18 protein-coding genes are annotated in these 25,306 nt (G+C 69.8%); 13 read left to right on the top strand and 5 right to left on the bottom strand.

The window, feature by feature from the left end; translation table 11 throughout:
* Window positions 1-2: 2 nt before the first annotated feature.
* Window positions 3-1,877, bottom strand: a complete 1,875-nt coding sequence (locus tag IWC96_RS02015; RefSeq protein WP_045318888.1) for an AMP-binding protein — start codon at window positions 1,875-1,877, stop codon at window positions 3-5.
* A gap of 176 nt (window positions 1,878-2,053) precedes the next feature.
* Here IWC96_RS02015 and IWC96_RS02010 point away from each other — a divergent pair, with 176 nt between their 5' ends.
* The 8 genes from IWC96_RS02010 (at window position 2,054) to IWC96_RS01975 (ending at window position 11,239) form a co-directional block, all read left to right on the top strand.
* On the top strand, window positions 2,054-3,535 hold the full coding sequence (locus IWC96_RS02010) for a carotenoid oxygenase family protein (RefSeq protein ID WP_196838271.1): 1,482 nt from the start codon (window positions 2,054-2,056) through the stop codon (window positions 3,533-3,535).
* A 100-nt stretch (window positions 3,536-3,635) separates the two neighbouring features.
* Window positions 3,636-4,631: an AraD1 family protein gene (gene araD1 / locus IWC96_RS02005; protein WP_196838270.1), complete on the top strand. Its 996-nt coding sequence runs from the start codon at window positions 3,636-3,638 to the stop codon at window positions 4,629-4,631.
* Complete coding sequence (locus IWC96_RS02000) at window positions 4,628-5,575, top strand: Gfo/Idh/MocA family protein (protein WP_021696845.1); 948 nt, start codon at window positions 4,628-4,630, stop codon at window positions 5,573-5,575. The genes araD1 and IWC96_RS02000 overlap by 4 nt, the downstream gene beginning before the upstream one ends.
* Window positions 5,576-5,692: 117 nt before the next feature.
* Window positions 5,693-6,658, top strand: coding sequence for a galactofuranose ABC transporter, galactofuranose-binding protein YtfQ (gene ytfQ, locus IWC96_RS01995; RefSeq protein ID WP_021696846.1), 966 nt, complete (start codon window positions 5,693-5,695; stop codon window positions 6,656-6,658).
* Between the two features lie 3 nt (window positions 6,659-6,661).
* Complete coding sequence (locus IWC96_RS01990) at window positions 6,662-8,176, top strand: sugar ABC transporter ATP-binding protein (protein WP_196838269.1); 1,515 nt, start codon at window positions 6,662-6,664, stop codon at window positions 8,174-8,176.
* The gene (locus IWC96_RS01985) at window positions 8,173-9,186 is read left to right on the top strand and encodes an ABC transporter permease (RefSeq protein WP_021696849.1); all 1,014 of its coding nucleotides are present in this window, start codon (window positions 8,173-8,175) and stop codon (window positions 9,184-9,186) included. Before IWC96_RS01990 ends, IWC96_RS01985 begins: the two co-directional genes overlap by 4 nt.
* Window positions 9,183-10,169, top strand: a complete 987-nt coding sequence (yjfF, locus tag IWC96_RS01980) for a galactofuranose ABC transporter, permease protein YjfF (RefSeq protein WP_021696850.1) — start codon at window positions 9,183-9,185, stop codon at window positions 10,167-10,169. The genes IWC96_RS01985 and yjfF overlap by 4 nt, the downstream gene beginning before the upstream one ends.
* A 2-nt stretch (window positions 10,170-10,171) precedes the next feature.
* Window positions 10,172-11,239, top strand: a complete 1,068-nt coding sequence (locus IWC96_RS01975) for an aldose epimerase family protein (protein ID WP_021696851.1) — start codon at window positions 10,172-10,174, stop codon at window positions 11,237-11,239.
* 22 nt (window positions 11,240-11,261) lie between these two features.
* Here IWC96_RS01975 and nagE read toward each other — a convergent pair whose 3' ends face one another.
* From nagE to IWC96_RS01955, 4 genes are all read right to left on the bottom strand, one after another.
* Window positions 11,262-12,953, bottom strand: a complete 1,692-nt coding sequence (gene nagE / locus IWC96_RS01970; RefSeq protein ID WP_021696852.1) for an N-acetylglucosamine-specific PTS transporter subunit IIBC — start codon at window positions 12,951-12,953, stop codon at window positions 11,262-11,264.
* A complete protein-coding gene (gene ptsP / locus IWC96_RS01965; protein WP_196838268.1) occupies window positions 12,950-15,457 on the bottom strand; it encodes a phosphoenolpyruvate--protein phosphotransferase in 2,508 nt (835 codons plus the stop codon). The genes nagE and ptsP overlap by 4 nt, the downstream gene beginning before the upstream one ends.
* Window positions 15,454-17,757 (bottom strand): family 20 glycosylhydrolase, encoded by a 2,304-nt coding sequence (locus IWC96_RS01960; RefSeq protein ID WP_196838267.1) that lies wholly within the window; start codon window positions 17,755-17,757, stop codon window positions 15,454-15,456. The genes ptsP and IWC96_RS01960 overlap by 4 nt, the downstream gene beginning before the upstream one ends.
* Before the next feature lie 134 nt (window positions 17,758-17,891).
* Window positions 17,892-20,624, bottom strand: a complete 2,733-nt coding sequence (locus IWC96_RS01955) for a TonB-dependent receptor (RefSeq protein ID WP_196838266.1) — start codon at window positions 20,622-20,624, stop codon at window positions 17,892-17,894.
* A 257-nt stretch (window positions 20,625-20,881) separates the two neighbouring features.
* Between IWC96_RS01955 and IWC96_RS01950 the strand changes: the two genes are divergently transcribed.
* The 5 genes from IWC96_RS01950 to IWC96_RS01930 all read left to right on the top strand — a co-directional run.
* Complete coding sequence (locus IWC96_RS01950) at window positions 20,882-21,619, top strand: GntR family transcriptional regulator (protein WP_021696856.1); 738 nt, start codon at window positions 20,882-20,884, stop codon at window positions 21,617-21,619.
* 41 nt (window positions 21,620-21,660) lie between these two features.
* Complete coding sequence (locus tag IWC96_RS01945; protein WP_081703427.1) at window positions 21,661-22,662, top strand: SIS domain-containing protein; 1,002 nt, start codon at window positions 21,661-21,663, stop codon at window positions 22,660-22,662.
* The gene (gene nagA / locus IWC96_RS01940; protein WP_021696858.1) at window positions 22,662-23,804 is read left to right on the top strand and encodes an N-acetylglucosamine-6-phosphate deacetylase; all 1,143 of its coding nucleotides are present in this window, start codon (window positions 22,662-22,664) and stop codon (window positions 23,802-23,804) included. The genes IWC96_RS01945 and nagA overlap by 1 nt, the downstream gene beginning before the upstream one ends.
* A gap of 90 nt (window positions 23,805-23,894) precedes the next feature.
* A complete protein-coding gene (locus IWC96_RS01935; RefSeq protein ID WP_021696859.1) occupies window positions 23,895-24,284 on the top strand; it encodes a BlaI/MecI/CopY family transcriptional regulator in 390 nt (129 codons plus the stop codon).
* On the top strand, window positions 24,281-25,306 hold a 1,026-nt coding region (locus IWC96_RS01930), incomplete at its 3' end, for a M56 family metallopeptidase (RefSeq protein ID WP_196838265.1). The genes IWC96_RS01935 and IWC96_RS01930, both read left to right, overlap by 4 nt.

Genomic DNA, 25,306 nt, shown 5'->3' with positions numbered 1-25,306 from the left:
GATCAATCTCCTTTCGCAACGACGATGACGCCCGCATCGGGCTGGTCGGCGTAGAGGCGCGCCACGTCCTGGCTGCGGTTGTCGATCACCCCGCGCCGGTTGATGCTGCCCTTGTCCGACACCTCGTGGGCGTTGGGGTTCGGCGGCGCGGTCAGGATCACGGCCCGCTCGATGCGCATGGAGGCCATGGGGTGTGCCGCATTGTGCGCCGCCAGCCGCTCGCGCACAGCCTCGCCCAGCCGCCCGGAGGTGATCGCCTCGCCGATCTCCAGCCCCAGCTCGCGTTTGACGCCCTCCACCGAGGGCCAGGCGAGAATGCCCAGATACGGCCGGTTCTCATCGCACAGCACCAGTTCGGTGATCAGCGGCGACAGGGCGGTCAGCACCGCTTCGCGCGCGGGGCCGCCATAGACCCAGGTCCCGGTGGACAGCTTGAACTCTTCCGCCAGCCGCCCGGCGAAGGCCAGGCCGCCGCTCACCTCGCCCGGGGTGATGAAGGTGGCCAGATCGCCCATGCAGTAGAAGCCCTCGTCGTCGAAAGCCTGGGCGCTGCGCTCCGGGTCGTCCAGATAGCCGCGGGTGACGTTGGGGCCCTTGACCCGAACCTCCCAGCGGCTGTCGTCGTGCGGCACCAGCTTGAGGGTCACCCCCGGCAGGGGCAGGCCCAGCCCGACCTTGTCGGTATAGGCATAGCCCGCCAGGAACCCGGCCGTGGTCTCGGTGGAGCCATAGGCCGAGGTCATCATGATGCGCTTGCCGGTCTCCGCGACCGCCATCTTCTGGATGCGGTCGTAGACGGGCTGGGCCAGGGCCGCCCCGCCGAACAGCATCAGACGCAGCTCCGAGAAGAAGGTGCGGCGCAGATCAGCATCCGCCTCCAGCGCGTCGGCCAGCAGGGCGAACCCCAGCGGCACATTGGCGTAATACTCGACCGGGATTTCCTTGAGATTCCGCAGGGAGATGTCCAGCAGGCCCGGCAACGGCTTGCCGTCGTCCACATAGAACACGCCGCCCGCCAGCAGGGTCGCGCGCAGGACGCTGGCCCCGGCGGTATGGTGCCACGGCAGCCAGTTCAGGATGCGGCCGTCCCAGCGCAGGCTCTCGCCCGTCGCCTGCACGCCCTGGGCCGTATTGGCGGCCAGATTGGCGTAGGATACCGCCACCACCTTGGGCAGGCCGGTGGAGCCGGAGGTCAGCAGATAGTTGGCGTGGTCGTCGGGCTTGAGCGCCGCGAGACTGGCTTCGACCGCCGGGGTCGCGGGCGTGGCGAAGACCTCGGCCAGATCCGCCACATGGGGCGCGTCCACCACCTCGGGGGTCGCGGTGACCACCGTCACGCCGTCGAGATCCAGCGACGCCAGGGCAGCGGCGACGGGCCGGGCGTCCTCGATGACCAGAACGGCGGGCCGGATGCGGTCCATCACATGGCGCAGCCGTCCCAGATCGCCGCCCAGCATGGCGTACAGCAAGCTCACCGGAGCGGCCGGGGCCCCTGCCGCCATGGCCCCCAGCGCCGCCGCCGCGAAACCGGGCGAGTTGGCGCCCATGATCATCACCGCGGCGCCGGACGGCAGCTTGCGATCCAGCAGCCACTGGGCGAAGCCATCGATCTGGTCGGCCAGTTCGCCATAGGTGGTGAAACGCCAATCCCCCGTCCCGCCTTCGCGCCGCGCCATGGCGGGCGCCTCCGGACGCGACCGCGCCGTTGCGAGGATGGCGCGCGGCACGTTCCAGTCGTGCTCGGCCAAAGGAATGCGGGAGCGCACCAGCAGCGCGCCGTCCGGACGCCCGGTCACCTCAAGGTCCACCGCCATGAGCCCCGCATCGCGGAAGGGCGGGGCGTCCGTCGTCGGGGACTGGGCAGCCTGCGCGGTCATGGACGTTTCCCTGCTTCTCTTTGGTCTGCTTATGCAACCAAGCTAACACAGGGGCGCGGGGGCGCAACAATCTGTCGCGCCGGAGCGGGCGGCTATCCTCACCCCATTACTTGCGTAAGCAGACCATCGAGTCCTATGGTCCTCGCACGTCGCGTTCGCGCCCGAGGAGCCGCACCATGTCAGTCCATCAACTGCCGCCGATCAAATCGTCGCTAAAGCCGTCCAACCACCCCTATCTGACCGGGGCCTGGACGCCGATCCTCACCGAGGTGGACGCCACGGATCTGACGGTGCTGGAAGGCCGCATCCCGGACGACATCGACGGCGTCTATGTGCGCAACACCGAGAACCAGATTCACCAGCCGCTGGGCCGCTATCACCCCTTCGACGGGGACGGCATGGTCCACACCATCAGCTTTCGCGGCGGCAAGGCGGACTATCGCAACCGCTTCGTGCGCACTCGCTGCTTCCAGGCCGAACAGGAGGCGGAAGGGTCGCTGTGGGGCGGGCTGATGGACCCGCCGGGCACATCCGTGCGTCCGGGGTTCGGGGCCCACGGCGGCATCAAGGATTCCTCCAGCACCGACGTGGTGGTTCACGCCGGACAGATCCTGTCCACCTTCTACCAGTGCGGCGAGGCCTATCGCCTCGATCCGGAGACCCTGGAGCAGTCCGGCGTGGCGCCATGGGGTCCGCTGGACGGGGTCTCGGCCCATCCCAAGGTGGACGAGGCCACCGGCGAGATGCTGTTCTTCAACTACGGCGTCCATGCGCCCTACATGCACTACGGGGTTGTGGACCGGACCGGGACGCTGGTCCACTACGTGCCCATCGATCTGCCCGGGCCGCGCCTGCCCCACGACATGGCGTTCACCACCAACTATTCGATCCTCAACGACTTCCCGCTGTTCTGGGATCAGGATCTCCTGAAGAAGGGCGTCCACGCCTCGCGCATGCACGACGGGCTGAAGTCGCGCTTCGGCATCATTCCCCGGTATGGCCGGCCGGAGGACATCCGCTGGTTCGAGGCCGACCCCACCTATGTGCTGCACTTCCTGAACGCCTGGGAGGACGGCGACGAGATCGTTCTGGACGGCTACTTTCAGGAGAACCCTTGCCCCGAGCCGCTGGAGGGCTACCCCCCGGGCATGAGCCACATGATGGCGTTCCTGGATGAGCACAGCTTCCGTCCCCGGCTGCACCGCTGGCGCTTCAACCTGAAGACCGGCGAAACCCGCGAGCATCACATGGATGACCGGCTGCTGGAGTTCGGCACGTTCAACCAGCGCCATGCCGGCGTGCCCTACCGCTACGCCTACAGCACCACCACAAAGCCCGGCTGGTTCTTGTTCACCGGCTTCGTCAAGCATGACCTCGAGACCGGCCAGTCATGGGCGGTCAACCTGCCCGAAGGCGTCTACGCCAGCGAGTCGCCCTTCGTCCCGCGCATCGACGCGAAGGACGAGGACGACGGCTATCTGGTCAGCTTCCTGATCGACGAAAACACCCAGACGTCGGAGTGCGTGCTGATCGACTGCAAGGACTTCGAGGCCGGGCCGGTGGTCCGCATCGCCCTGCCACACAAGATCTCCAGCGGCACCCACTCGGTCTGGGCCGATCGCCGCTTCATCGAAAACGGCGTTCTGCCGCGATCCTGAGGCGGGAGCTTCAGCATCCCGGAATATTTCTCGCCAGGAGCGGGTCCTTTCCGCCGGCATATTTTGTATGAGTTATGTCTGGCCGGACAATGGAGCCCCCATGCCTCTCAGACTCGTGCAGCTGGACGACGCCGCAGGCGATCGTCTGCTGGCCGCCATGACCGACGACGGCCGGGCCCGCCGGGTCAACGGCCATGACACCACCTATGATCTGGCCCGGGCGGCCATCGCGGCCGGTTCCAGCCTGGGCGAGGCGGTCGAGGCCGCCGGCTTGGGCGAGGCCGTGGACGTGCGCGACGCCCTGGCCGAGGGCCGGGTCCGCGCCCCCATCGACCACCCCGACCCGGCCCACCTGCTGGTCACCGGAACCGGCCTGACCCACCTGGGCTCCGCCGAAGGCCGCGACAAGATGCACCGCGACCTGAAGGATGCGGCGACCCTGACCGACTCCATGAAGATGTTCAGGCTGGGCCTGGAGGGCGGCAAGCCGGAGCCCGGCCAGATCGGCGTCCAGCCGGAATGGTTTTACAAGGGGGACGGCGGCGTCATCGCCGCGCCCGGCGCGCCCCTGACCTCCCCATCCTTCGCCCTGGACGGCGGCGAGGAGCCGGAGCTGGCCGGCATCTATGTCATCGGCCCGGACGGAACGCCCTTCCGGCTCGGCTTCGCCCTGGGCAATGAGTTCTCGGACCATGTCACCGAGCGCCGGAACTACCTCTACCTGGCCCATTCCAAGCTGCGCGCCTGCTCGCTGGGGGCCGAGATTCTGCTGGGCGAGCCGCCTGCCGATGTGCGCGGGACGGTGCGCATCCATCGCGGGAACGCGGTGCTGTGGGAGAAGCCGTTCCTCAGCGGCGAGGCCAACATGTGCCACAGCCTGGCGAACCTGGAGCATCACCACTTCAAATACGCCCAGTTCCGGCGGCCGGGCGATGTGCACGTCCACTTCATGGGCACGGCCACCCTGTCGTTCAGCGACGGAATCGAGACCCGGCCGGGCGATGTGTTCGAGGTCGAGGCCGCCCCGTTCCTGACGCCCGTGCGCAATCCGCTGGCCATCGAGGCGCCCGCGTCCGTGACGGTGCGTTCGCTGTGAGCGCCGATCCCATCCGGCTGGGTCTCGTGGGCGTCGGCGTCATCGCCCGCAGCCAGCATCTGCCCGCCATCGCCGCCAGCCCGCGTTTCGACCTGATCGGCGCCGCCGACCGCAAAGGCGATCTCGACGGCGTCCCGACCCGGACCAGCCTGGCGGACCTGCTGGACGTCGTGCCCGACATCCAGGCCGTGTCCCTGTGCACGCCCCCCGCGCCCCGCTTCACCGACGCCCGGCTGGCCCTGTCGGCCGGGCGGCACCTGATGCTCGAGAAGCCGCCCGGCGCCACCCTGGCCGAGGTGCGCGCCCTGGCGGAGCAGGCGGAAAAGGCGGGCCTGACCCTGTTCGCCACCTGGCATTCGCGCCACGCCGCCGGGGTCGAGCCGGCCCGCGCGTGGCTGGCCGACAAGACCATCCGGCGCGTCCACATCGAATGGCGCGAGGACGTCCGGGTCTGGCATCCGGGACAGGACTGGATCTTCGCGCCCGGCGGCCTGGGCGTGTTCGATCCCGGCATCAACGCTCTGTCCATCGTCACCTGCATCCTGCCCGTCGCCTTCCTGCTCAGAGCCGCGCGGCTGCATTTCCCCGAGAACCGCCAGACCCCCATCCTTGCGGACCTGGCCTTCGAGACCGTGGACGGAGCGCCGGTGACGGCCGTGTTCGACTTCCTGCAGACCGGCGACCAGACCTGGTCCATCCGGGTCGAGACCGACGGCGGGGTCCTGACCCTGACCAACGGCGGCGCGGACCTGTTCATCGACGGCGAACAGCAGTCCGGCCCCGCCCACCACGTCGTGCTGGGGGGCGAATATGCGGCCCTCTATGACCGCTTCGCCGACCTGATCGCGGCCGGGCGCAGTGATGTGGACTTGACGCCGCTCAGCCACGTGGCGGACGCCTTCATGCTGGGCGAGCGGGTCGCCGCGCCGGCCTTTCATTTCTGAGGCGCCCACACGGCGTATCCATTTACCGCGAGTGGGAGGCTTGCGGGAAATGTCTGAGTATTCGATGGTGCGCTCCTGACGAACGACCGGCTCAGTCGGCGCTAAGGAGAGAACGCCATGAAGTCCCTGCTCAAACTGGGCGTCGCCGCCCTCGCCTGCGCCGTCATCGCCGGATGCGGTCAGGGCCAGGACAGCGACCAGCTGGTGGTCGGCTTCTCCCAGATCGGATCGGAGTCCGGCTGGCGCGCGGCTGAGACCCGCGTGGCCCGCGAGCAGGCCGAGGCGCGCGGCATCGACCTGCGCGTGTCCGACGCCCAGCAGCGTCAGGAGAACCAGATCCGCGCCATCCGCACCTTCATCGCCCAGGGCGTGGACGCCATCCTGCTGGCCCCGGTGGTGGAGACCGGCTGGGACGCCGTCCTGGCCGAGGCGCGTGAGGCCAACATCCCCGTGGTCCTGCTGGACCGCCGCATCGAGACAGCGGACGAGGATCTCTATCTGGCCGCCGTCGCCTCTGACGCCGTCGAGGAGGGCCGTGTCGCGGCCCGCTGGCTGGCGGAAGAAGTGGGCGACCGTCAGTGCGGCGTCATCGAGCTTCAGGGCACCGTGGGCGCCAGCGTGGCCAATGACCGACGCGAAGGTTTCGCCGAGATCGTCGCCGGGAACCCCAACCTGACCATCGTGCGCAGCCAGTCCGGCGATTTCACCCGCTCCCGCGCCAAGGAGGTGATGGAGAGCCTGATCCGTTCGGTGGGCGGCCCGAACATCTGCGCGGTCTACGCTCACAACGACGACATGATGATCGGCGCCATCCAGGCCATGACCGAGGCGGGCCTGAACCCCGGCGAGGACATCCTGACCGTCTCCATCGACGGCGTGCCCGACATCTTCCGCGCCATGGCCGAGGGTCAGGCCAACGCCACGGTCGAGCTGACCCCGAACATGGCGGGCCCCGCCTTTGACCTGCTGGAGGCTTATCTGGACGACGGAACCGCCCCCGAGAAGTGGGTGCGCACGGACTCGCCGCTCTATCTGGCGGACACGGCCGAGGCTGAGTACGCACAGCGCCGCGACCGGTACTGATCCATGGCGCACGCCACCGACGCCCCGGCCCTGCTGCAGGCGCGGGGCGTGGACAAGATCTTCCCCGGCGTCCGCGCCTTGGACGGCGTGGACTTCGCCCTTCGGCCCGGCGAGATCCACGCCCTGCTGGGCGAGAACGGCGCGGGCAAATCGACCCTGATCAAGGTCATCACCGGGGTCCTGCGCCGTGACGGGGGCGACCTGTTCCTGAACGGCCGCGAGATCGATCCCCACGCCCCGGCCGAAAGCGAGCGGCTGGGGATCGCGGCCGTGCATCAGGAAGCGCCCGCGCCGGTCAACCTCAGCGTGGCTGAGAACATCTTCTTCGGGCGCCAGCCGACCCGCTTCGGTCTTGTGCGGCGCGGAGAGATGAACCGGCAGGCCGCCGAGTTGCTGAAGCCCTTCGGCCTGGACATCGACGTGTCGCGACCCCTGTCGGCCTTCTCCCTGGCCGTGCGCCAGCTGACCGCCATTGCCCGCGCTGTAGATCTTGGGGCGAAGGTGCTTATCCTCGACGAGCCCACGGCCAGTCTGGACAAGGCCGAGGTGCAGGCTCTGTTCCGCGTCATGCGCGGTCTGGCGGAACAGGGCGTCGGCATCATCTTCATCACCCACTTTCTGGATCAGGTGTTCGAGGTCGCCGACCGGCTCACCGTCCTGCGGAACGGCGCCATGGTGGGCGAGCGGGACATCGCCGGGCTGGAGCGCCGCGAACTGGTGGAGCTGCTGTTGGGCCGGGCCTTCGATGACGCGCGCCGAACCGCGCCGCCGCCAGACCCGGAGGCCCCGGTGGTCGCCCGCGCGAACGGGCTGGGCCTGAAAGGCGTGGTCGAGCCGTTCGATCTGGAGTTCCGCGCCGGTCAGGTGGTGGGCGCCGCCGGCCTTCTGGGATCGGGCCGCACCGAGACCGCGCTGCTGATGTTCGGCGCCCTGACGGCGGACGCGGGCGCGCTGGAGATCGACGGCGAGGCGGTGCGGATGAGCACCCCGCGTCAGGCCCTCGCGCGGCGATTCGCCATGCTGCCCGAGAACCGCAAGTCCGACGGCATCGTCGGCGCCCTCAGCGTGCGCGAGAACATGATCCTGGCGCTTCAGGCCCGTCAGGGTTGGCTGAAACCCATCCCGCGCGCGCGCCAGAACGAGATCGCCGACCGCTTCATCCGCCTGCTCGACATCCGCACGCCGGATGCGGAGAAGCCCATCGAGCAGCTGTCGGGGGGCAACCAGCAGAAGGCCCTGATCGCCCGCTGGCTGGCCACCGAGCCCGTCCTGTTCCTGCTGGATGAGCCCACCCAAGGCGTCGACATCGGCGCCCACGCCGAAATCCTCAAGCTGGTGGACGAGATGCGGGCCAACGGCATGGCCGTCTATCTGATCTCCTCCGAGATCGAGGAGCTCACCGCCCTGTCCCAGACCGTCTCGGTCATGCGCGACCGGCGTCAGGTCCGGGTCCTGTCCCACGACCAGATCGATCCTGACCGCATCCTCGGCGCCATCGCGGACACGGACGCCGCATGAGCGCCTTCAAGGACACCACCCGCTGGCTGATGACCGCCCGGCCGCAACTGGCGGCCCTGGCGCTGGTGCTGGGCCTGAACATGGTCATCGCGCCCGGTTTTCTGGAGCTGACCTGGTCCGATGGGCGGCTGTACGGCAGCCCGATCAATCTGCTGAACCGCGCCGCGCCGGTGGCCCTGCTGGCGCTGGGCATGAGCATGGTCATCGCCACCCGGGGCATCGACCTGTCGGTGGGCGCGGTCATGGCCATTGCGGGCGCGGTGGCGGCCGTGCTGGTCAACAGCGGGGCGCCGTGGCCAGTCGCCGTCGCCGCGGCCCTGGGCGCGGGGCTGGCCTGCGGCCTGTGGAACGGCGTGCTGGTGGCGGTCATCGGCATCCAGCCCATCGTGGCCACCCTGATCCTGATGGTGGCGGGGCGCGGCGTCGCCCAGCTGATCACCGACGGTCGCATCCTGACCTTCAACGATCCGGGACTGGCGGCCATCGGCGGGGGCGCCTGGCTGGGCCTGCCCATTCCCGTCTGGATCACCTTGGCCGCCGCCATGGCTCTCATCGTCCTGACCCGCCGCACGGCGCTGGGCCTGTTCATCGAGGCCATCGGCGTCAATCCCGCCGCCAGCCGCCTGTCGGGCGTCAACAGCCGCATGGTGCTGATCTGCGTCTATATGGTGTCGGGCCTGATGGCCGCCCTGGCCGGGCTGATCGTGGCCGGCGACATTCGCGGGGCCGACGCCAACAACGCCGGCCTCTGGCTGGAGCTGGACGCCATTCTGGCGGCGGTGATCGGCGGCGCGTCCCTGTACGGCGGGCGTCTGGGGCTGTCGCTGGCCCTGCTGGGCGTATGGACCCTGCAGGGCCTGAAGCTGGCGATCCTGCGCTCGGGCCTGCCGGCGGAATACAATCTGATCGTCATGGCGCTGCTGATCGCCGTCATCCTGGCGCTGCAGTCGCCGGCGGGCGGGCGCGCGTGGCGCCGCCTGACCCCTTCTCGCCGGGAGATCGCCCCATGATCGGTCTTCGCGCCCCGACGATGGTGACCATCGGCCTGTTCGTGCTGATGTACGCCGTCTTCGCCCTGCAGTTTCCCTACATGGCCACCCCGCGCGTGGCCGGCAACCTGCTGACCGACAGCGCGTATCTGGGCATCCTGGCCGTGGGTATGACCATGGTGATCGTGGCCGGCGGGATCGACCTGTCGGTGGGCGCGGTGATGGCGTTCTCCTCCCTGCTGATCGCCATCGCCATCGGCAACTGGGGCCTGCACCCGCTGGCCGCCTTCGCCGTTGCCCTGACCCTCGGCGCAGGCTTCGGCGCCCTGGTCGGCGCGGCCATCCACTATCTGGAGGCGCCGCCCTTCATCGTCACCCTGACCGCCATGTTCCTGGCGCGGGGCGCGGCGCTGGTGCTGTCGCAGGACTCCGTGCCGGTGCAGCATCCGCTCTATGCGCAGATGGCCTCATGGAGCGTGCCGCTGCCGGGCGGCGGCGGCCTGACCCTGATCGCCGTGATCATGATCGCCGCCTTCGTGCTAGGGGGCCTGATCCTGCACCGCACCCGCTTCGGATCCCAGGTCTACGCCGTCGGCGGCGACGCGCGCGCCGCCCTGCTGATGGGTGCCCCGGTGGGCCGGGTCACCATATTGATCTACGCCTTCTCCGGCTTCATGGCCGCCTTGGCGGGCGTGGTGTTCTCCATCTACACGGGGGCCGGCTACGCCCTGTCCGGGGTCGGCGTGGAGCTTGAGGCCATCGCCGCGGTGGTCATCGGCGGGGCCCTTCTGACCGGCGGCTCGGGCGGCATGATCGGCTCGTTCTTCGGGGTGATGATCCAGGGGCTGATCCTGACCTACATCACCTTCGAGGGCTCGCTGACCAGCTGGTGGGCGAAGATCGTCATCGGCCTGATGATCCTGCTGTTCCTGGTGCTGCGCGCCGCCGGCGACAGCCGCTGGCTGAACCGGCTGCGCGCGCTATCGTCCGGCGCAAGGAGATGACCATGCCCACTGCGGACAGGACCCGGTTCGGCGTCACCCCGGACGGCGAGGTCGTCGAGCGCGTCACCCTGCGCAACGCCGGCGGCATGCAGGTGGACGTCATCACCCTGGGCGCGTCCCTGCAGGGGGTTCAGGTTCCGGACCGCGAGGGCCGCCTCGGCCATGTGCTGTTGGGCCACGACACGCTGGAGCCCTATCTGCGCCAGCCCCACTTCATGGGCGCCTGCGTCGGGCGTTACGCCAATCGCATCGGCGGCGCCGCCTTCACCCTCGACGGCCGCCGCTTCCGCATCACCGCCAATGAAGGCTCCAACGCCCTGCACGGCGGGGTCCGGGGGCTGGACAAGGTGGTCTGGCGCATCGAGTCGGCTGACCCGCATCAGGTGGTGCTGCGCCACGTCAGCCCCGACGGCGATCAGGGCTTTCCCGGCGAGCTCACCATCACCGCCACCTACCGGCTGGCCCCCGAGGCCGACCAGCTGGACCTGATCCTTGAAGCGGTCACCGATGCACCCACCGTGGTGTCGCTGGCGCCCCACGGCTATTTCAACCTGGCCGGGGCGGACGGCGGGCGCGACGTGATGGATCACCATCTGACTCTCGCCGCCTCGGCTTATACGCCCGTGGATGAGGGCCTGATTCCCACGGGCGAAATCCGCCCCGTGGACGACACACCCTTCGACTTCCGAACCGCGCGACGCATCGGCGACCGGGTCCGGGACGCGCACGACGCCCAGATCCGCATCGGCCGCGGCTATGACCACAATTTCGTCCGCGACGAGGGGCGGACCGACACGCCGACCTTCGCCGCGCGGGTGACCGATCCAGCCTCCGGCCGCGCGATGGAGCTGCTGACCACCGAGCCGGGGCTGCAGTTTTACTCCGGCAATTTCCTGACCGGCGAGTTGATCGGCCGCAACGGCGTCGCCTATGGCCAGGGCCAGGGCCTGTGTCTCGAACCCCAGAATTTCCCGGACGCGCCGAACCAGCCGGGTTTCCCCTCGGCGCGGCTCGATCCGGGCCAGCGCTATCGCCACCACACGATCTGGCGGTTCTCCGTGATCCCGTGACGCCGGCGCGCGATGGCCCCGGTCAGGACGCGGCGGCGAGGTCTCTGGCCACGGCCTCGGCGCGCGGCCCCAGGATCAGGTGCGCCCCGACCGTCGTCACCGCCACCCCCCGCGCGCCCAAGGCCTTGAGCGCGGCGACGTCGAGTCCGGACACGGCCTTCAGGCGCAGCAGCACCCGGCCGTCACGTCGCTCGACCGACAGGACATTGCTCCGTCCGCCCAAGGCCGCCAGCCAGTCGTCGGCGTTCCCGGCGCCCGCAACGGGCGCAGCGGTCAGAGCCGCGCGGATCTCATCCGCCACCTGATCAGCGATGGGGCCCAGCACCACCTGCAGCGCCCGGTCCGAGGGCCTCACCAGCCCGCGCGCGCCAAGCGCCTTCAGCCCGGCCTCATCCACCGCGCTTTGGTCGTTCAGAATCAGCCGCAAGCGGGTGGTGCAGGCGTCCACGCTCTCCACATTGGCCGCCCCGCCCAGCGCCGCCAGATAGGCCGCGCCGCGTCCGCCGGACGTGGTGGTCTGCACGGCGCCGGACGCCGCCATCGGTTCGTCCTCGCGCCCCGGCGTCTTCAGGTCCATCCAGCGGATCACCAGCCGGAACAGGCCGTAGTAGAGCGCGAAATAGACCAGCCCCACCGGGATCAGCATCAGCGGCCGCGTGGACTGGTTGAAGTTCAGCACATAGTCGAACAGCCCCGCCGAAAAGCCGAAGCCCAGCTTCACGTCCAGCAGGCTCATGATCACCATGGCCGCGCCGGTCAGCACCGTGTGCACGGCGTACAGCACCGGGGCCAGGAACATGAAAGTGAACTCGATGGGCTCGGTCACCCCGGTCAGGAACGCCGTCAGGGCCAGCGACATGAGCATGCCGCCCACGGCCTTTTTCCGCTCCGGTTTCGCGGCGTGATACATGGCCAGGCACGCGGCAGGCAGGCCGAACATCATCACCGGGAAGAAGCCGGACATGAACGCGCCCGCCTCGGGGTCTCCGGCGAAGAACCGGCGCAGGTCGCCGGTGACGCCCTGATAGTCCCCGATCACGAACCAGGCGATGTTGTTGAGGATGTGGTGCAGGCCGGTGACGATCAGCAGCCGGTTCAGCACCCCGTACAGGAACAGCCCCACCTCGCCCGAGCCGACGATGGCGCGGCTGAAGCCGTCCATGGCCCCGCTGATGCCGGAAAAGCCGAAGCCGATGATGGCCGCCAGCGCCAGTCCCGCCACGCCGCTGACGATGGGCACGAAGCGCCGCCCGGCGAAGAAGGCCAGATACTCTGGCAGCTTCAAGGTCGAGAACCGGTTGTAGAAATCGCCCGCGATCAGGCCGGAGATGATGCCGATGGGCACGCTGAGCCGCGCCAGCGCCCCGTCCCGCCACGCCGCCTCGGCCAGGGCGACGGCGGTTTCGGGCAGGCCCGCCACAACTTCCGGCGGCACGACCAGCAGGGCCTTGGCCCCCTCGGTGGCGATCAGGAAACAGACCACGCCCGCCAGTCCCGCCGCACCGTTGCCGTCGCGGGCGAAGCCCACCGCCACGCCGATGGCGAACAGCAGGCCCAGGTTCGAGAACACCGCGTCCCCCGCCGCAGACATGAAGGCGATGTCCAGCAGGTCCGGCTGGCCCAGCCTGAGCAGCAGGGCGGCGGCGGGCAGCACCGCGATGGGCAGCATCAGGGCGCGGCCCAGAGGCTGCAGGCGTTCGAGCAGGGCCTTCATCGGTCGGCTCCCCTTCGGAAATCATCGGCAAGGGCGCGCACCTCGTCCACCGACGCGCACGCCAGCGCCCGCGTCGCCAGATCGCGGCAGACATCCATGGTCAGGCCGCGCAGCAGCGCCTTCAGGTCCGGCAGCACGGCGGGCGCCGCCGACAGTTCGGTGACGCCCAGCCCCACGAGGATCGGCGCGGCGGCCATGTCGCCCGCCAGTCCGCCGCACACCCCGACCCAGCGCCCCTTCGCCTGACCCGCCTCGCAGGTCTGGCGGATCAGGCGCAGGACGGCGGGGTGCAGCCCGTCGATGTCGGCGGCCACCGCCGGATTGCCCCGGTCGCGGGCCAGCACATATTGCGTCAGGTCATTGGTGCCGATGGACAGGAAGTCGGCCTGTTCGGCGATCAGGTCGGCCGTGACGGCGGCGGCGGGCGTCTCGATCATCACGCCCAGCTGCACCGGCGTGGCCACGCCCATGTCGCGCCGCGCCTCCTCCAGCATGCGGCGCACGGCGGCCAGTTCGTCGGGGCTGGCGACCATGGGGACCATGATCTTGCACTGGCCGGCGGGCGCGACGCGCAGGATGGCGCGCAGCTGGGTCATCAACATCTGCGGCCGCCACAGGCCCACCCGCACCCCGCGCAGGCCCAGCGCCGGGTTCTCCTCATGGGGAATGGGCAGATAGGGCATGGGCTTGTCGCCGCCCGCGTCCAGGGTCCGCACAATCAGCGGCCGTCCGCCCAGCCCGTCGGCGATGGCCTGATACTGGGCCGCCTGTTCGTCCTCGTCCGGCGCCGTGTCCCGTTCGAGGAACAGGAACTCGGTGCGCAGCAGCCCGCAGCCTTCCGCGCCGTTGGCCACCGCCCGTTCGGCCTCGCCCACAGCGCCCAGATTGGCGAACACCTCGATGCGGGTTCCGTCCAGCAGGCGGCAGTCCTCGCCCGCGTTCTCAAGAGCGGCGGCGTGGCGCTGGTGGCGCCGGGCCAGCTCGGTCTGCGCGGCCCCCAGCGCCGCCGCGTCGGGCGACACCCGCAGGGTCCCGGCGTCGGCGTCCAGGATCAGGGCGGCCCCGTCCATCACATCCATCAGCGCGTCGCCCACCGCCACCAGACACGGCAGGCCCATGGACGCGGCCAGGATGGCCACGTGGGACGTGGGCCCGCCCCGCGCGATGCACAGCCCGCCGATCCGCGACGGGTCCAGCGCCATGACCTGCGACGGGGCCAGCTCTTCGGCGATGACCACGGCGCCCTGCGGCACATCGGGGCCGCCCTCGCCTTCGCCGGTCAGCACCGCCAGCACCTGACGCTCCAGATCCTTCAGGTCGTCCACCCGCTCGGCCATGCGCCGGTCGCCCAGGGCGTTCAGGGCCTGCACGAAACCGTCGATGGCGGTTCGCCAGGCATGTCCCGCGCTGCGCCCTTCGTTGATGCCGCGCTGTGCCGAGGCCAGCAGTTCCGGATCGTCCAGAAAGGCCAGATGGGCGCCGGCGATGGCGCCGCGCGTGGCGTCGCCGCCGGTCAGGGCCTGCAGCCGCTCGCGCACCGTCTCCAGCGCCCCGTTTAAAGCATCGTGCTCGGCGCTCGCGCCGCGCCCGTCGACGGAAACCTCGATCTCGGTGCGGATCAGCCGCGCGGCCTGGCCGATGGCCACGCCCGGCGCCGCCGTCACCCCGCGCAGCACTCCGGTGTGCAGCGCCCGCCGGGGCCTTGGGACCGGCTCCGGCGTGACCTTCGCGGCGGGCGCCGCCCCCGCCTCGCCCATGCCGCCCTCGATCAGTTCGGCGAGGGCCTCGACCGCCCGCGCCGCGTCCGGCCCGCTGGCCGACAGGGTGATGGCGTCCCCGTGCCGGATGGCCAGGGCCATGACGCCCACCGGGCTCCTCGCGCTGGAACGGCGGTTGAAGGCCGCCACCGTCACCTCGGCGTCGAACCCCTTGGCCAGGGCCGCGATGCGCGCGGCCGGGCGGGCGTGGATGCCGTGGGCCAGCGGCGTCACCACCTTGCGTTCAGCCTCGACACCCGCAGCCTCAACAACCGGCCCCGTCCTGCCCGACGCCCGCAGTGTCATCAGCGGATCGCCCGCCTGGACCTCGCGGTCGGTGACCCGGTTCGCCACCTCGAAGGCCTCGCCGTTGGTGATGATGATGGGTGTGATCAGGCTCTTCGCCTGCCCCCCGATCAGGTCCAGATCGAACTCGATCAGCGGGTCGCCCGCCTTCACCGCCTGCCCCTCGATGACGCGGGCGGTGAAGCCCTCGCCCTTCAGGGCCACGGTCTCCAGCCCGATGTGCATCAGTACCTCGACTCCGCTCTCGCCACGGAGCGTCACCGCGTGGAGCGCAGGCGCCAGGATCGTCACCACTCCGTCGCAGGGCGCGCGCAACACGCCCTCGATGGGGTCCACCGCCACCCCGTCCCCCATCATCCGCTCGGCGAAGACCGGGTCCGGCGCCTCGGAGAGCGGCGCGGCCCAGCCGGCCATGGGCGCGACGAGGACGATGTCGGTCATGGGCGCTCCCGGCTGCCGAGGGTGATGCGCTCGACCGCCCAGATCGGGTCGACCGAGTCCCGCGTGAACCGCAGGCACAGGTCATGGCGGCCGTCCTGCGGCGCGATCTCGCCGGTCAGGACAGTGATGCCGTCATTGTCCACGGCGGGCGTCAGCGACAGGGCGCCGATGAGCGGCCCCTCGCAGTTGTCCAGCCGGATCTCCAACTCGCCGTGCGGCGTGGACATGGGATGCAGCGGCACAGAGTCTCGCGCCGCGCCCACCTGATAGTTGAAGGGGTGAGACCCCACATGCGCGGTCACCATGGTCACCCCGTCCAGCGGCGCCGCCTCATAGACCCAGCAGGGATTGAGGATGTCGGTCACCAGCACGGCGCGTTCGTCCGTGTCCGGGCCACGCGGCGCGTCATCCTCCAGCGCCAGCACCAGCCCGCCCGTGCACTGGGCCAGCTGATGGCTGGTGCGGATCACCGCGTCCCGGGCGGACACGGTCCATTCGCGCTCGCGGCCGATGGGCTCGCCGTTCAGCCAGGTGGACGCCCGGACCACGGCGCCCGACTGGACGATCACTGCGTCCTCATAGACCGCCGCGTCGGACGTCACATCCCCGCCGTCGGTCGTGTAGCGGATCTCGCCCGCGCCCAGTTCATTGGACAGCGCCACCGCGATCCCGGCGTCGTCCTCGGCCAGGTCCAGCGACAGCATCGGCTCCAGCCAGATGGTCGCGTGGGTCACGCCCAGGGCCTCATAACGATCCAGCTGGTCGGGCAGGCGCGCCGCGAAGCCCGCCCAGTCGTTCACGTGGGGCGGCGACCAGGCCAGCTCCGCCACCGCCGCCATGCGCGGGAACAGCTTGTCCCACAGCCGCTCCTCGGTGCGGATGTGCTCGGTCCAGACATTGCCCTGCACGCCCAGGATATGATCCAGCTGGTCCTCGGTCAGGGCGTCCGGCGCCGGGTCGAAGGCGTAGACATCCCGGGTGCTGATCACCGCGCCGCGTCCGGGCGACTCGTCCGGACTGTGGCTCTGGCGATGGTCGAAATACAGGACCGGCGCGGGCGTCAGCACCGTGTCGTGCCCCATCCGCGCCGCCTCGATGGCGCCGTCGATGCCGCGCCAGGACATGACCGTCGCGTTGGGCGCCAGGCCGCCTTCCAGGATCTCGTCCCAGCCGATCAGGCGTCGGCCATTGGCGTTCAGGTGGCGCTCGATGCGCCGCACGAACCAGCTCTGCAGTTCATTCTCGTCCGCGACGCCCAGCTCGGCCATGCGCGCCTGGATGTGGGCGTTGGCCTCCCACTGGTCCTTGACCGCCTCGTCGCCGCCGATGTGGATGTATTCGCTGGGGAACAGGGCCATGACCTCGTCCAGCACCGTCTCCAGGAATTCGAACGTCCCGTCCTCGATGTTGAACAGCCAGGGGAACACGCCCCAGTCGGTGAACACCGCGTCCGGCAGGTCCTCGACCGATCCCAGCTCCGGATAGGCGACGACGGCCGCCAGGGCGTGGCCCGGCATCTCGATCTCGGGCACCACCGTGATGTTCAGCGCGGCCGCATAGGCCACGATCTCGCGCACCTGATCCTGGGTGTAGAACCCGCCGTAAAGCAGCGGCTCGCCGGTCTCGTCGAAGCCCGCCGCCCCGGCCTGCTGCCGCCACGCGCCCACCTCGGTCAGGCGCGGATACGCGTTGATCTCCAGCCGCCAGGCCTGGTCGTCGGTCAAGTGCCAGTGCAGTACGTTCAGCTTGTGCGTGGCCATGACGTCGATCAGGTCGCGGACCATCTCGATGCTCTGGAAATGGCGCGCCGAATCCAGCATCAGCCCGCGCCAGCCGAAGCGCGGCGCATCCTCGATGGTCGTCGCGGCGATCTCGACCGCGCCCTGCCCCGCCTCGGCGGTGGCCAGCTGCCACAGGCTCACCCCGCCATACAGCAGGCCGCCGAAGTCCGAGGCGCCGATGGTCGCCCCGCCCGGTCCGACCGCCAGCCCATAGGCGTCCTCGGCGCCGCCCTCATTGCGTTCGAAGACGATGCCCGCCCCGGGCGCGTCCGACACGGCCAGCTCAAGCCCTCGGGTGCGCCGGATCAGGTCGATGAAGTATGCGGCGGCCCGCGCCGCCTCCGCATCGCCGGGCGGGATCCGCACCACGGTGGCGGCGTCCAGGCGGAACACGCCCTCAGCGGGCGTGGCGGCGACGGGCGCCGGAATCAGGGAAGGGGCCTGCGCCCACGACGGGGCCGCGACCGTCATCAGTCCGGCTACGGACAGGACGACGGCGGATGAAATGGTCTTGATCATGAAATGCCCCTCGCACTCGGGAAGACTTTCCGGCGAAAGACGGGGCGGCGCAATGCGGCCGCCCCAGTTCGCTCAGGGGATAGGCTGACGAAGGCGGCGCGGGACGGCGGGATCGTCCGCCCCGCGCCCCTGCGTCAGAAGTTGACGGCGAGCGTCGCCATCAGCTTTCGGCCGGTCCGGTACACGCCGCGCGGCAGCGCCACCGTGTCCGCATAGTTGTAGTACTCGCTGTCCAGCAGGTTCTGGCCCGCGAAGGTCATGCTGACCTGGTCGCTGAAGGCCCAGCTGACCGTGGCGTCCAGGTTCTCATGGTCGTCCACGTACATGTTGTTGGCCCGGTCCACGCCGGTGAAATACTCCGAGCGCCAGCTGTAGCCCAGGCGGGCCGAGAACGGTCCGTTCTCGTAGAACGGGCTGATGTTCAGCTGGTGGTTGGAGTTGTACGGCAGCGGATCGCCGTTATCCGCCTCGGCGTCCACATAGGTGTAGTTGGCCAGCAGGCCGAAGCCGTAGGCGAAGGTCTGCTGATAGGCCAGGGCCACGCCGCGCACCTGGGCCGAGCCGGCGTTGGCCGGGCGGCTGATCTGATAGGTGGTGACCGCCTGCTGGGCCTGGTTGAAGTGATCCTCGGGCGAGGTCTGCTGCAGGATGTAGTTGTCGATATCCTTGTAGAAGAACTCGGCGCCCAGGATGGCCTCGGGCTGGAAGTACCACTCCAGCGAGGCGTGCAGGTTCAGCGATTCATACGGGTTCAGGTCCGGATTGCCGCCGCCGCCGGTCAGAATCTGGTCCGACAGCCAGAAGTAGTTGGACATGTCCGCGAAGTTCGGTCGCGCGATCACCTGGGCCGCCGACAGGCGCAGGATCAGGTCGTCGGCCAGATCGATGGCCACGTTCACGCTGGGCAGCCAGTTGTCGTACTCCTTGGTGGCCACCACCCACTCCCAGTCGGCCTCGGTCGTGCCGCAACCGGACGCCGTCTGGTTGATGCAGGTGTAGCCGCCGCTCTCGGATTCGGTGCGCACATAGCGCAGGCCGAAGTTGCCGCGCATCCGGCCGGTGTCGAAGTCGGCCTGCACATAGGCGGCGTGGGCCGCTTCCTGGATGTTCCAGTTCTGCGAGGTGAACTCGGCGTTGCCGAACACGGTCACTTCCGGGGCGGTCTGCCACGGTTGCAGATAGCCGCCCGACGCCAGGTAGTCCGCCAGGGCCGCCCCGTCGATGACGAAGCGCGTGCGCATCTGGTCGTTGACGTCGAAGCCTTCCAGATAGTTCGACGGCACCTGGCGCGGGTTGAACATGGAGGTGTCGCCCACATAGCCGTAGATCGGGATCGACACGCCGGACATGCGCTGGTCGGTCTCATGGTCGCGGTACTTGTAGCCGAACTGGATGCGGTTGATCGCGCCCATGAGCTCATAGCCCAGGTCGATCTGGGCGTACTGCTCCTCGTCGGTGGTCGGCTTGGCGACGATGTTGCCGCCCCAGCCCGAGTTCCAGCCCGTCGGGCCCTGGGTCGGATCGCCCGCGCCCCACCCGCCGTCGAAGGCGAAGGCCGTCGGATCGTCCATGATGTTGTCTTCATAGGTCACCACGCCGGGCCGCCCGGGCGCGCCCGAGATGTCCACCGTATAGTTCGACCAGTTCAGGAACTCGCCGAACAGCTGGCGCTGGGTGCCGCCGTCGGCCGTGGTGTAGCCCGCCACCGCCGACACATCCCAGCGGTCGCCGGTCCATTCCAGGTTCAGCCGGTAGCTGTCCGAGGTCATGGCGGCCTCGCGGTACTGCACGTCCAGCACCGACAGGGCGTTGTCGAACGTCGCCCGGGTGATGATCCCGTCCTCGACCGTGATGTCGGTCAGACGGTCGAGCGCGTTCCATGTGTTGCCCTGGAAGGCGAACATGGACTGGTTGGTGTTGTCATAGCTGGCGTCGATGCGCAGCCAGTCGAAATTGATCTCCAGGTTCGGCGTCGGCCGCCACTGGAGGGCCGCCATGTAGCTGTCGCGGTCGCGCTGCTGCTCGAAATAGGAGGCCGCCAGGGCGTTCAGGCCGATGGCGTCCGGATTGGCCGCCAGGGTGTCCGCGCAGGCGCCGACACAGGTGGGAGAGCCCGGCTTCCACGACGGCTGGGTCGACGGCAGATAGTCCGACGCCGTCACCGTGCCGTAGGACTGCACCCCGTCGCGGCGCAGGAAGTCGCTGGCCCGCTGGGCGGCCACCAGCACGCCGAAGGTGCGCTCCGGGTTGGTCCAGTTGCCCATGACCGAATACTGGAAGTCGCCTTCCTCGGAGCGGTCGTTCCACAGATAGGTCACCGCGCCCGAAATGGGGTCGATGCCCGCGTCCAGCGGACGCCGCGTGTTGACGATCACCGTGCCGCCGATGGAGCCCTCGTCGATGCGCGGCTCGGGCGTCTTGTAGACCTCGACGCTGCCCACGATCTGCGGCGCCAGCAGCGCATAGTTGAAGGTCCGGCCCGGCTGATCCAGGATGAACCAGTCCGCCGAGGCCACCGTCTGGCCGTTCAGCAGGGTCCGGTTCAGCGCGGGGTCGGTGCCCAGGATCGAGACCTTCTCGCCCTGGCCGAACTCCCGGTCGATGGTCACGCCCGGGATGATGGTGATGGCCTCGGCCACGTTGGAGGACGGGAAGCGGCCCACATCCTCGGCCGTCACCACGTCGATGATGGAGTTGGAGCTGCGCTTGGTCTCCAGCGATTGCTGAAGCGAGGCGCGGATGCCGGTGACGACGACCTCGTCGACCTCTGTCACATCCGGTCCCGTTTGGGCCATGGCGGCGCCGGCGGCCATGATGGCCAGACCGCTGACGGATGCTGCAATGAGCGATTTACGAACTCTGGTCACCCGGCACTCTCCCCTCAAAGATGGGGACCCCCGTCCCCAAGCCGATTGAAGCCCAATATAATACCAATGAGCCCGCTTTCTCGTTGCAGGAACACGGGTGTATCAGGCCAATGAACCGAACACTGCCCCATTACGAAAAAATGACAAGCCCAAAATGAGGCCAATTCCGAACAAATTTGATATTGGTATCTCATTGGTCCGGTGTTACCGTCACCGACGACGCGGGATGATCGGCCCGCACGGGGGAGGTTTCGTCCATGTTTTCTGAACGGATCGGCGCGCTGGACCAGGGCGATCACGCGCCCCTCTACAAGCAGCTTCAGAAGGCCCTGCGCGACGCCATCAACGCCAAGGTGCTGGCGCCCGACGACGCCCTGCCCGCCGAGCGGGACCTGGCGGCCGAGTACAAGATCTCGCGCATCACCGTGCGCAAGGCGCTGGACGGCCTGGTCGGCGAAGGCCTGCTGACCCGCCGCCAGGGCGCGGGCACCTTCGTCGCCGCCCGCGTCGAGAAGAACTTCTCCAAGCTGTCGTCCTTCACCGAGGACATGATCTCGCGCGGCCGCACCCCGCACAGCGCCTGGCTGACCAAGTCGCGCGGGGCCGTGACGCCCGAGGAGTCCATGACCCTGGGCCTGTCACCCGGCACCCCGGTCTATCGCTTCAGCCGCATCCGTTACGCCGACGGCGCGGTCATGGCGCTGGAGTTCTCGACCATTCCCGGCTTCTGCCTGGCCTCGCCCGATGACGTCGGCGACTCCCTCTATGCGGCGCTGGAGAAGACCGGCCACCGCCCCGCCCGCGCGCTGCAGCGCCTGCGCGCCGTGCTTCTGGGCGCCGAACACGCCGAACTGATGGGCCTGCGTCCCACCGATCCCGCCCTGTTGATCGAGCGGCGCGGCATCCTGGCGGACGGTCGGGCCGTTGAGGTGACGCAATCCTATTACCGTGGCGACGCCTATGACTTCGTCGCCGAACTGAACGCCCTGTCGTGAGAGCCGCCGCCGTGACCGTCCCGCCCGCCGAGTCCACCCGCATGTTCGCCGAAGCCGCCGAGGCCTCGTCCGTCGTGGCGCGCCAGCTGGCGGCCAACACCGAGGTCGTGCGCGACCTGGCCGAAACCCTGCGCCGCGAACCGCCCCGCGCCGTCGTCACCTTCGGCCGCGGCAGCTCCGACCACGCGGGCACCTACGGCCGCTATCTGATGGGCACCCGGCTGGGCGTGCTGACCTCGGCCGCCGGCCTGTCGGTCAGCTCGGTCTATCAAACGCTCCAGACCCTCGACGGCGTGTTAGGCTTGGCCATCTCGCAGTCGGGCAAGAGCCCGGACCTTCTGTCCGCCGTGCGCGCAGCCAAGGACGCCGGGGCCCGCATGGTCGCCCTGGTCAATGACGCCTCCTCGCCCCTCGCCGAGCTCGCCGACATCGTCATTCCCCTGCACGCCGGCGCCGAGCGTAGTGTCGCGGCCACCAAATCCTACATCGCATCGCTGAGCGCCCTCGCCCATCTGACGGCGGAATGGAGCGATGACGCGGGTCTGCGGAACGGTCTGTCCGCCCTGCCCGCCCAGTTGATCCAGGCCTGGGCGCTGGACTGGTCGCAAGGGGTCGAGGCCCTCAGGAACGCCCGCAATCTCTATGTGCTGGGCCGCGGCGTCGGTTACGGCATCGCCCTGGAGGCGGCGCTCAAATTCAAGGAGACCTGCGGCCTGCACGCCGAGGCCTTCTCGACCGCCGAGGTTCTGCACGGCCCCATGGCCCTGGTGGAGCCCGGCTTTCCCGCCCTCGTCTTCGCCCAGAATGACGAGACCCGCGACGGCGTCCGCGCCATGGCCGCCGACATGGCCGCGCGCGGCGCCCACGTCCTGATGGCCGCATCGGGCGAGCCCGGCGGCCTGCCCGCCCTGGCCGCCGATCCGGGACTGGAGCCGATCCTGATGATCCAGAGTTTCTACCGCATGGCCAACGCCCTGTCGGTGTCCCGGGGCTATGATCCCGATCGCCCGCCCCATCTGAACAAGGTCACTGAAACGGTCTGATGCGCACGGTTCTGATCAATGGCCGGGTGCTGACCGGCGAAGTCCTGCGCGAGGACGTGGCGGTGGTTCTGGAGGGCGACCGCATCGCCGACCTGGTCGCCGCCGACGCCGCGCCCGACGGCGCGCGCGTGGATCTGGACGGCGGCGTGCTGCTGCCCGGCTTCATCGACACCCAGGTCAACGGCGGCGGCGGGGTGCTGTTCAACGACGAACCGACCGTGGAGGGCATCGCCGCCATCGCCGCCGCCCACCGCCACTTCGGAACCACCGGCTTCCTGCCCACCCTGATCAGCGACGATCTGGACGTCATCGACCGGGCCATGCGCGCGGTGGAGGCGGCCATCGAACAGGGCGTGCCCGGCGTGTTGGGCATCCATATCGAAGGCCCCTACCTCAGCGCCCGGCGCCGCGGCATCCATAGTCTGGATCACCTGCGCGACCTGGACGAGGAAGGCCTGGTCCGACTCACCTCGCTGAAGCGCGGCCGCACCCTGGTCACCGTGGCGCCCGAGGCGGCGACGCCCGCCATGATCGGCCGTCTCGCCGCCGCCCGGGTGGTGGTCGCCATCGGCCACACCAACGCCGGCTATGACGAGGCCCGCCGCGCCCTGGACGCGGGCGCCACCGGCGTCACCCACCTTTTCAACGCCATGAGCCAGCTGGGCAATCGCGAGCCCGGCGTGGTGGGCGCCGCCCTGAATGATTCCGACTGCTGGTGCGGCCTGATCGTTGACGGCCGCCACGTGCATGACGCGACCCTGAAGATCGCCTTGCGCGCCCGGCCGCTGGACCGCTTCATGCTGGTGACCGACGCCATGCCCTCGGTGGGCATGACCGAAAAGGTCTTCGACCTGCACGGCCGCCGCATCACGGTGCAGGACGGCGTCTGCATGGACGAGCACGGCACCCTCGCCGGCGCCGATCTGGACATGGCCTCGGCCGTCCGCAACGCCGTCGACCGCCTCGGCCTCACCCTGCCCCAGGCCGCCTTCATGGCCGCAACCGCCCCCGCCGCCTTCATGGGCCTGTCCGACGAGCGCGGCCGCATCGAAGCCGGCCTCATGGCCGACCTGGTCCTGCTGGACCGCGACGGCCAGACCGTCCGCACTTGGATCGGCGGCCAGAGTCAGAGCGGCGTCTGACCGGAACCCTGACCGCCTTTTCATCTGGCCGCCCCATTGCCGCCCCAATTCGCTACAAGTGTAACGCTACATTTGTAGAGGAGACGGCCCGTGATCGAGTCCCTGCCCCGGCGCGAGCGGGAGGTGTTCGAAACCCTCTGTCGGCTTGAGGCCGCCACGGCGGCTGATGTCCGCGCCACCCTGTCCGATCCGCTCAGCGATTCCGCCGTGCGCACTCTGCTGTCCCGGCTTGAGGCCAAGGATCTGGTGCGCCGCGAACCGGGTCAGGGCGGTTTCGTCTATCGCCCGGCGCCGCGCCCCGACGCCCTGGCCGCCGGCGCCCTCAAGCGCATGGTGGACACCTTCTTCGCCGGGTCCGCCGTCAGCGCCGCCACCGCCCTTCTGGGCATGGGCGACCGCCTGACCTCCGACGAGGCCGAAGCCCTGCGCCGCCTGATCGACAAGGCCAAGACTGACGGGGCCAAGGGAGACCCGTCATGACGCTCGCCCTCCTCATCGCCCTTCTCGCCAAGACCAGCCTGATCGCGGGCGTGGGCCTGCTGCTGGCCCGCTTCGCCACCCGCCGCCCGGTGGAGCGGGTCGACATCCTGCGCGGAACCGTCCTGATGCTGCTGGCCCTGCCCGCCCTGATGGCCGTGGGTCCGGCGCTGCGCTTCGCGGTCCTGCCTTCCGCGCCCGCTCCCGCTCCGATCGCGCCCCCGGTCTGGAGCGGCCAGGTCGAGCCGCTTGAGGGCGTGGCTGTATCCGGCGCCCTGGCCATGCCGGACGCCGCCGTCATCCTCGCCTGCCTGTGGACTCTCGGCGCCGTGCTGATCGCCGCCCGCTTCGCCGCCGGGGTCTGGACCCTGCACCGCTGGACCAGCGACGCCGCGCCCGTGCGCTGTCCCCGCTGGCTGGCGGCCCTGGCCGCGCATCAGCCCCGACCCCGCCTGTTGTCCAGCCGCCAGACGCCCGGTCCGCTCAGCTGGGGCGTGCGCCCCGGCGTGGTCCTGATCGACGACGCCAGCCTCAGGGCGCCCCAGGCCGCGCCAGCCATTCTGGCCCACGAGCTGGCCCACCTGCGCCGCGGCGACTGGGTCTTCCTGATCCTGTCGCGTCTGGTCCTGGCCCTGTTCTGGTTCAACCCGCTGGTCTGGCGTCTGCACGCCGACCTTGCCGCCCGCTCCGAGGAAGCCGCCGACGCCATCGCCGCCGGCCGCATGGACCGGGCCGAATACGCAAACGCCCTGATCGGCCTGGCCTGCGCCCCCGCCCCCTCGGCCGCCCTCGCCATGGCCGCTCGCCCCCACGCCCTGAAAAGAAGGATCGCCTGTATCATGACCGCCGTCCCCACACGCCGCCGTCCCCTGGTCGCCCTCGGCGCCGTGGCCCTGCTGGCCGCCGTCGCCGCCCCCGTCGCCGCCGTGGAGCTCCAGGCGCCGCCTGCGCCGCCGCCCGCGCCGGAAGCGCCCCGCGCGCCCGCCGCCCCGGAACGTCTGGATCTGGCCCAGTTGGCCCCACCC

This window comes from Brevundimonas sp. BAL450 (assembly GCF_015767455.1).
In the GTDB taxonomy this organism is placed as follows: Bacteria; Pseudomonadota; Alphaproteobacteria; order Caulobacterales; family Caulobacteraceae; genus Brevundimonas; species Brevundimonas abyssalis.
Note: the sequence above shows the minus strand (reverse complement) of the source record. Positions and strands in the feature narration are given on the sequence as shown.

What these genes read in the sequence shown, in the direction of transcription:
- yjfF (WP_021696850.1), top strand. Translation starts at nt 9,183, where the DNA reads ATGATCGGTCTTCGCGCCCCGACGATGGTGACCATCGGCCTGTTCGTG.
- IWC96_RS01975 (WP_021696851.1), top strand. Translation starts at nt 10,172, where the DNA reads ATGCCCACTGCGGACAGGACCCGGTTCGGCGTCACCCCGGACGGCGAG.
- IWC96_RS01945 (WP_081703427.1), top strand. Translation starts at nt 21,661, where the DNA reads ATGTTCGCCGAAGCCGCCGAGGCCTCGTCCGTCGTGGCGCGCCAGCTG.
- IWC96_RS01990 (WP_196838269.1), top strand. Translation starts at nt 6,662, where the DNA reads ATGGCGCACGCCACCGACGCCCCGGCCCTGCTGCAGGCGCGGGGCGTG.
- IWC96_RS02015 (WP_045318888.1), bottom strand. Translation starts at nt 1,877, where the DNA reads ATGACCGCGCAGGCTGCCCAGTCCCCGACGACGGACGCCCCGCCCTTC.
- IWC96_RS01950 (WP_021696856.1), top strand. Translation starts at nt 20,882, where the DNA reads ATGTTTTCTGAACGGATCGGCGCGCTGGACCAGGGCGATCACGCGCCC.
- ytfQ (WP_021696846.1), top strand. Translation starts at nt 5,693, where the DNA reads ATGAAGTCCCTGCTCAAACTGGGCGTCGCCGCCCTCGCCTGCGCCGTC.
- IWC96_RS01985 (WP_021696849.1), top strand. Translation starts at nt 8,173, where the DNA reads ATGAGCGCCTTCAAGGACACCACCCGCTGGCTGATGACCGCCCGGCCG.
- IWC96_RS01960 (WP_196838267.1), bottom strand. Translation starts at nt 17,757, where the DNA reads ATGATCAAGACCATTTCATCCGCCGTCGTCCTGTCCGTAGCCGGACTG.
- araD1 (WP_196838270.1), top strand. Translation starts at nt 3,636, where the DNA reads ATGCCTCTCAGACTCGTGCAGCTGGACGACGCCGCAGGCGATCGTCTG.
- ptsP (WP_196838268.1), bottom strand. Translation starts at nt 15,457, where the DNA reads ATGACCGACATCGTCCTCGTCGCGCCCATGGCCGGCTGGGCCGCGCCG.
- nagE (WP_021696852.1), bottom strand. Translation starts at nt 12,953, where the DNA reads ATGAAGGCCCTGCTCGAACGCCTGCAGCCTCTGGGCCGCGCCCTGATG.
- IWC96_RS02010 (WP_196838271.1), top strand. Translation starts at nt 2,054, where the DNA reads ATGTCAGTCCATCAACTGCCGCCGATCAAATCGTCGCTAAAGCCGTCC.
- nagA (WP_021696858.1), top strand. Translation starts at nt 22,662, where the DNA reads ATGCGCACGGTTCTGATCAATGGCCGGGTGCTGACCGGCGAAGTCCTG.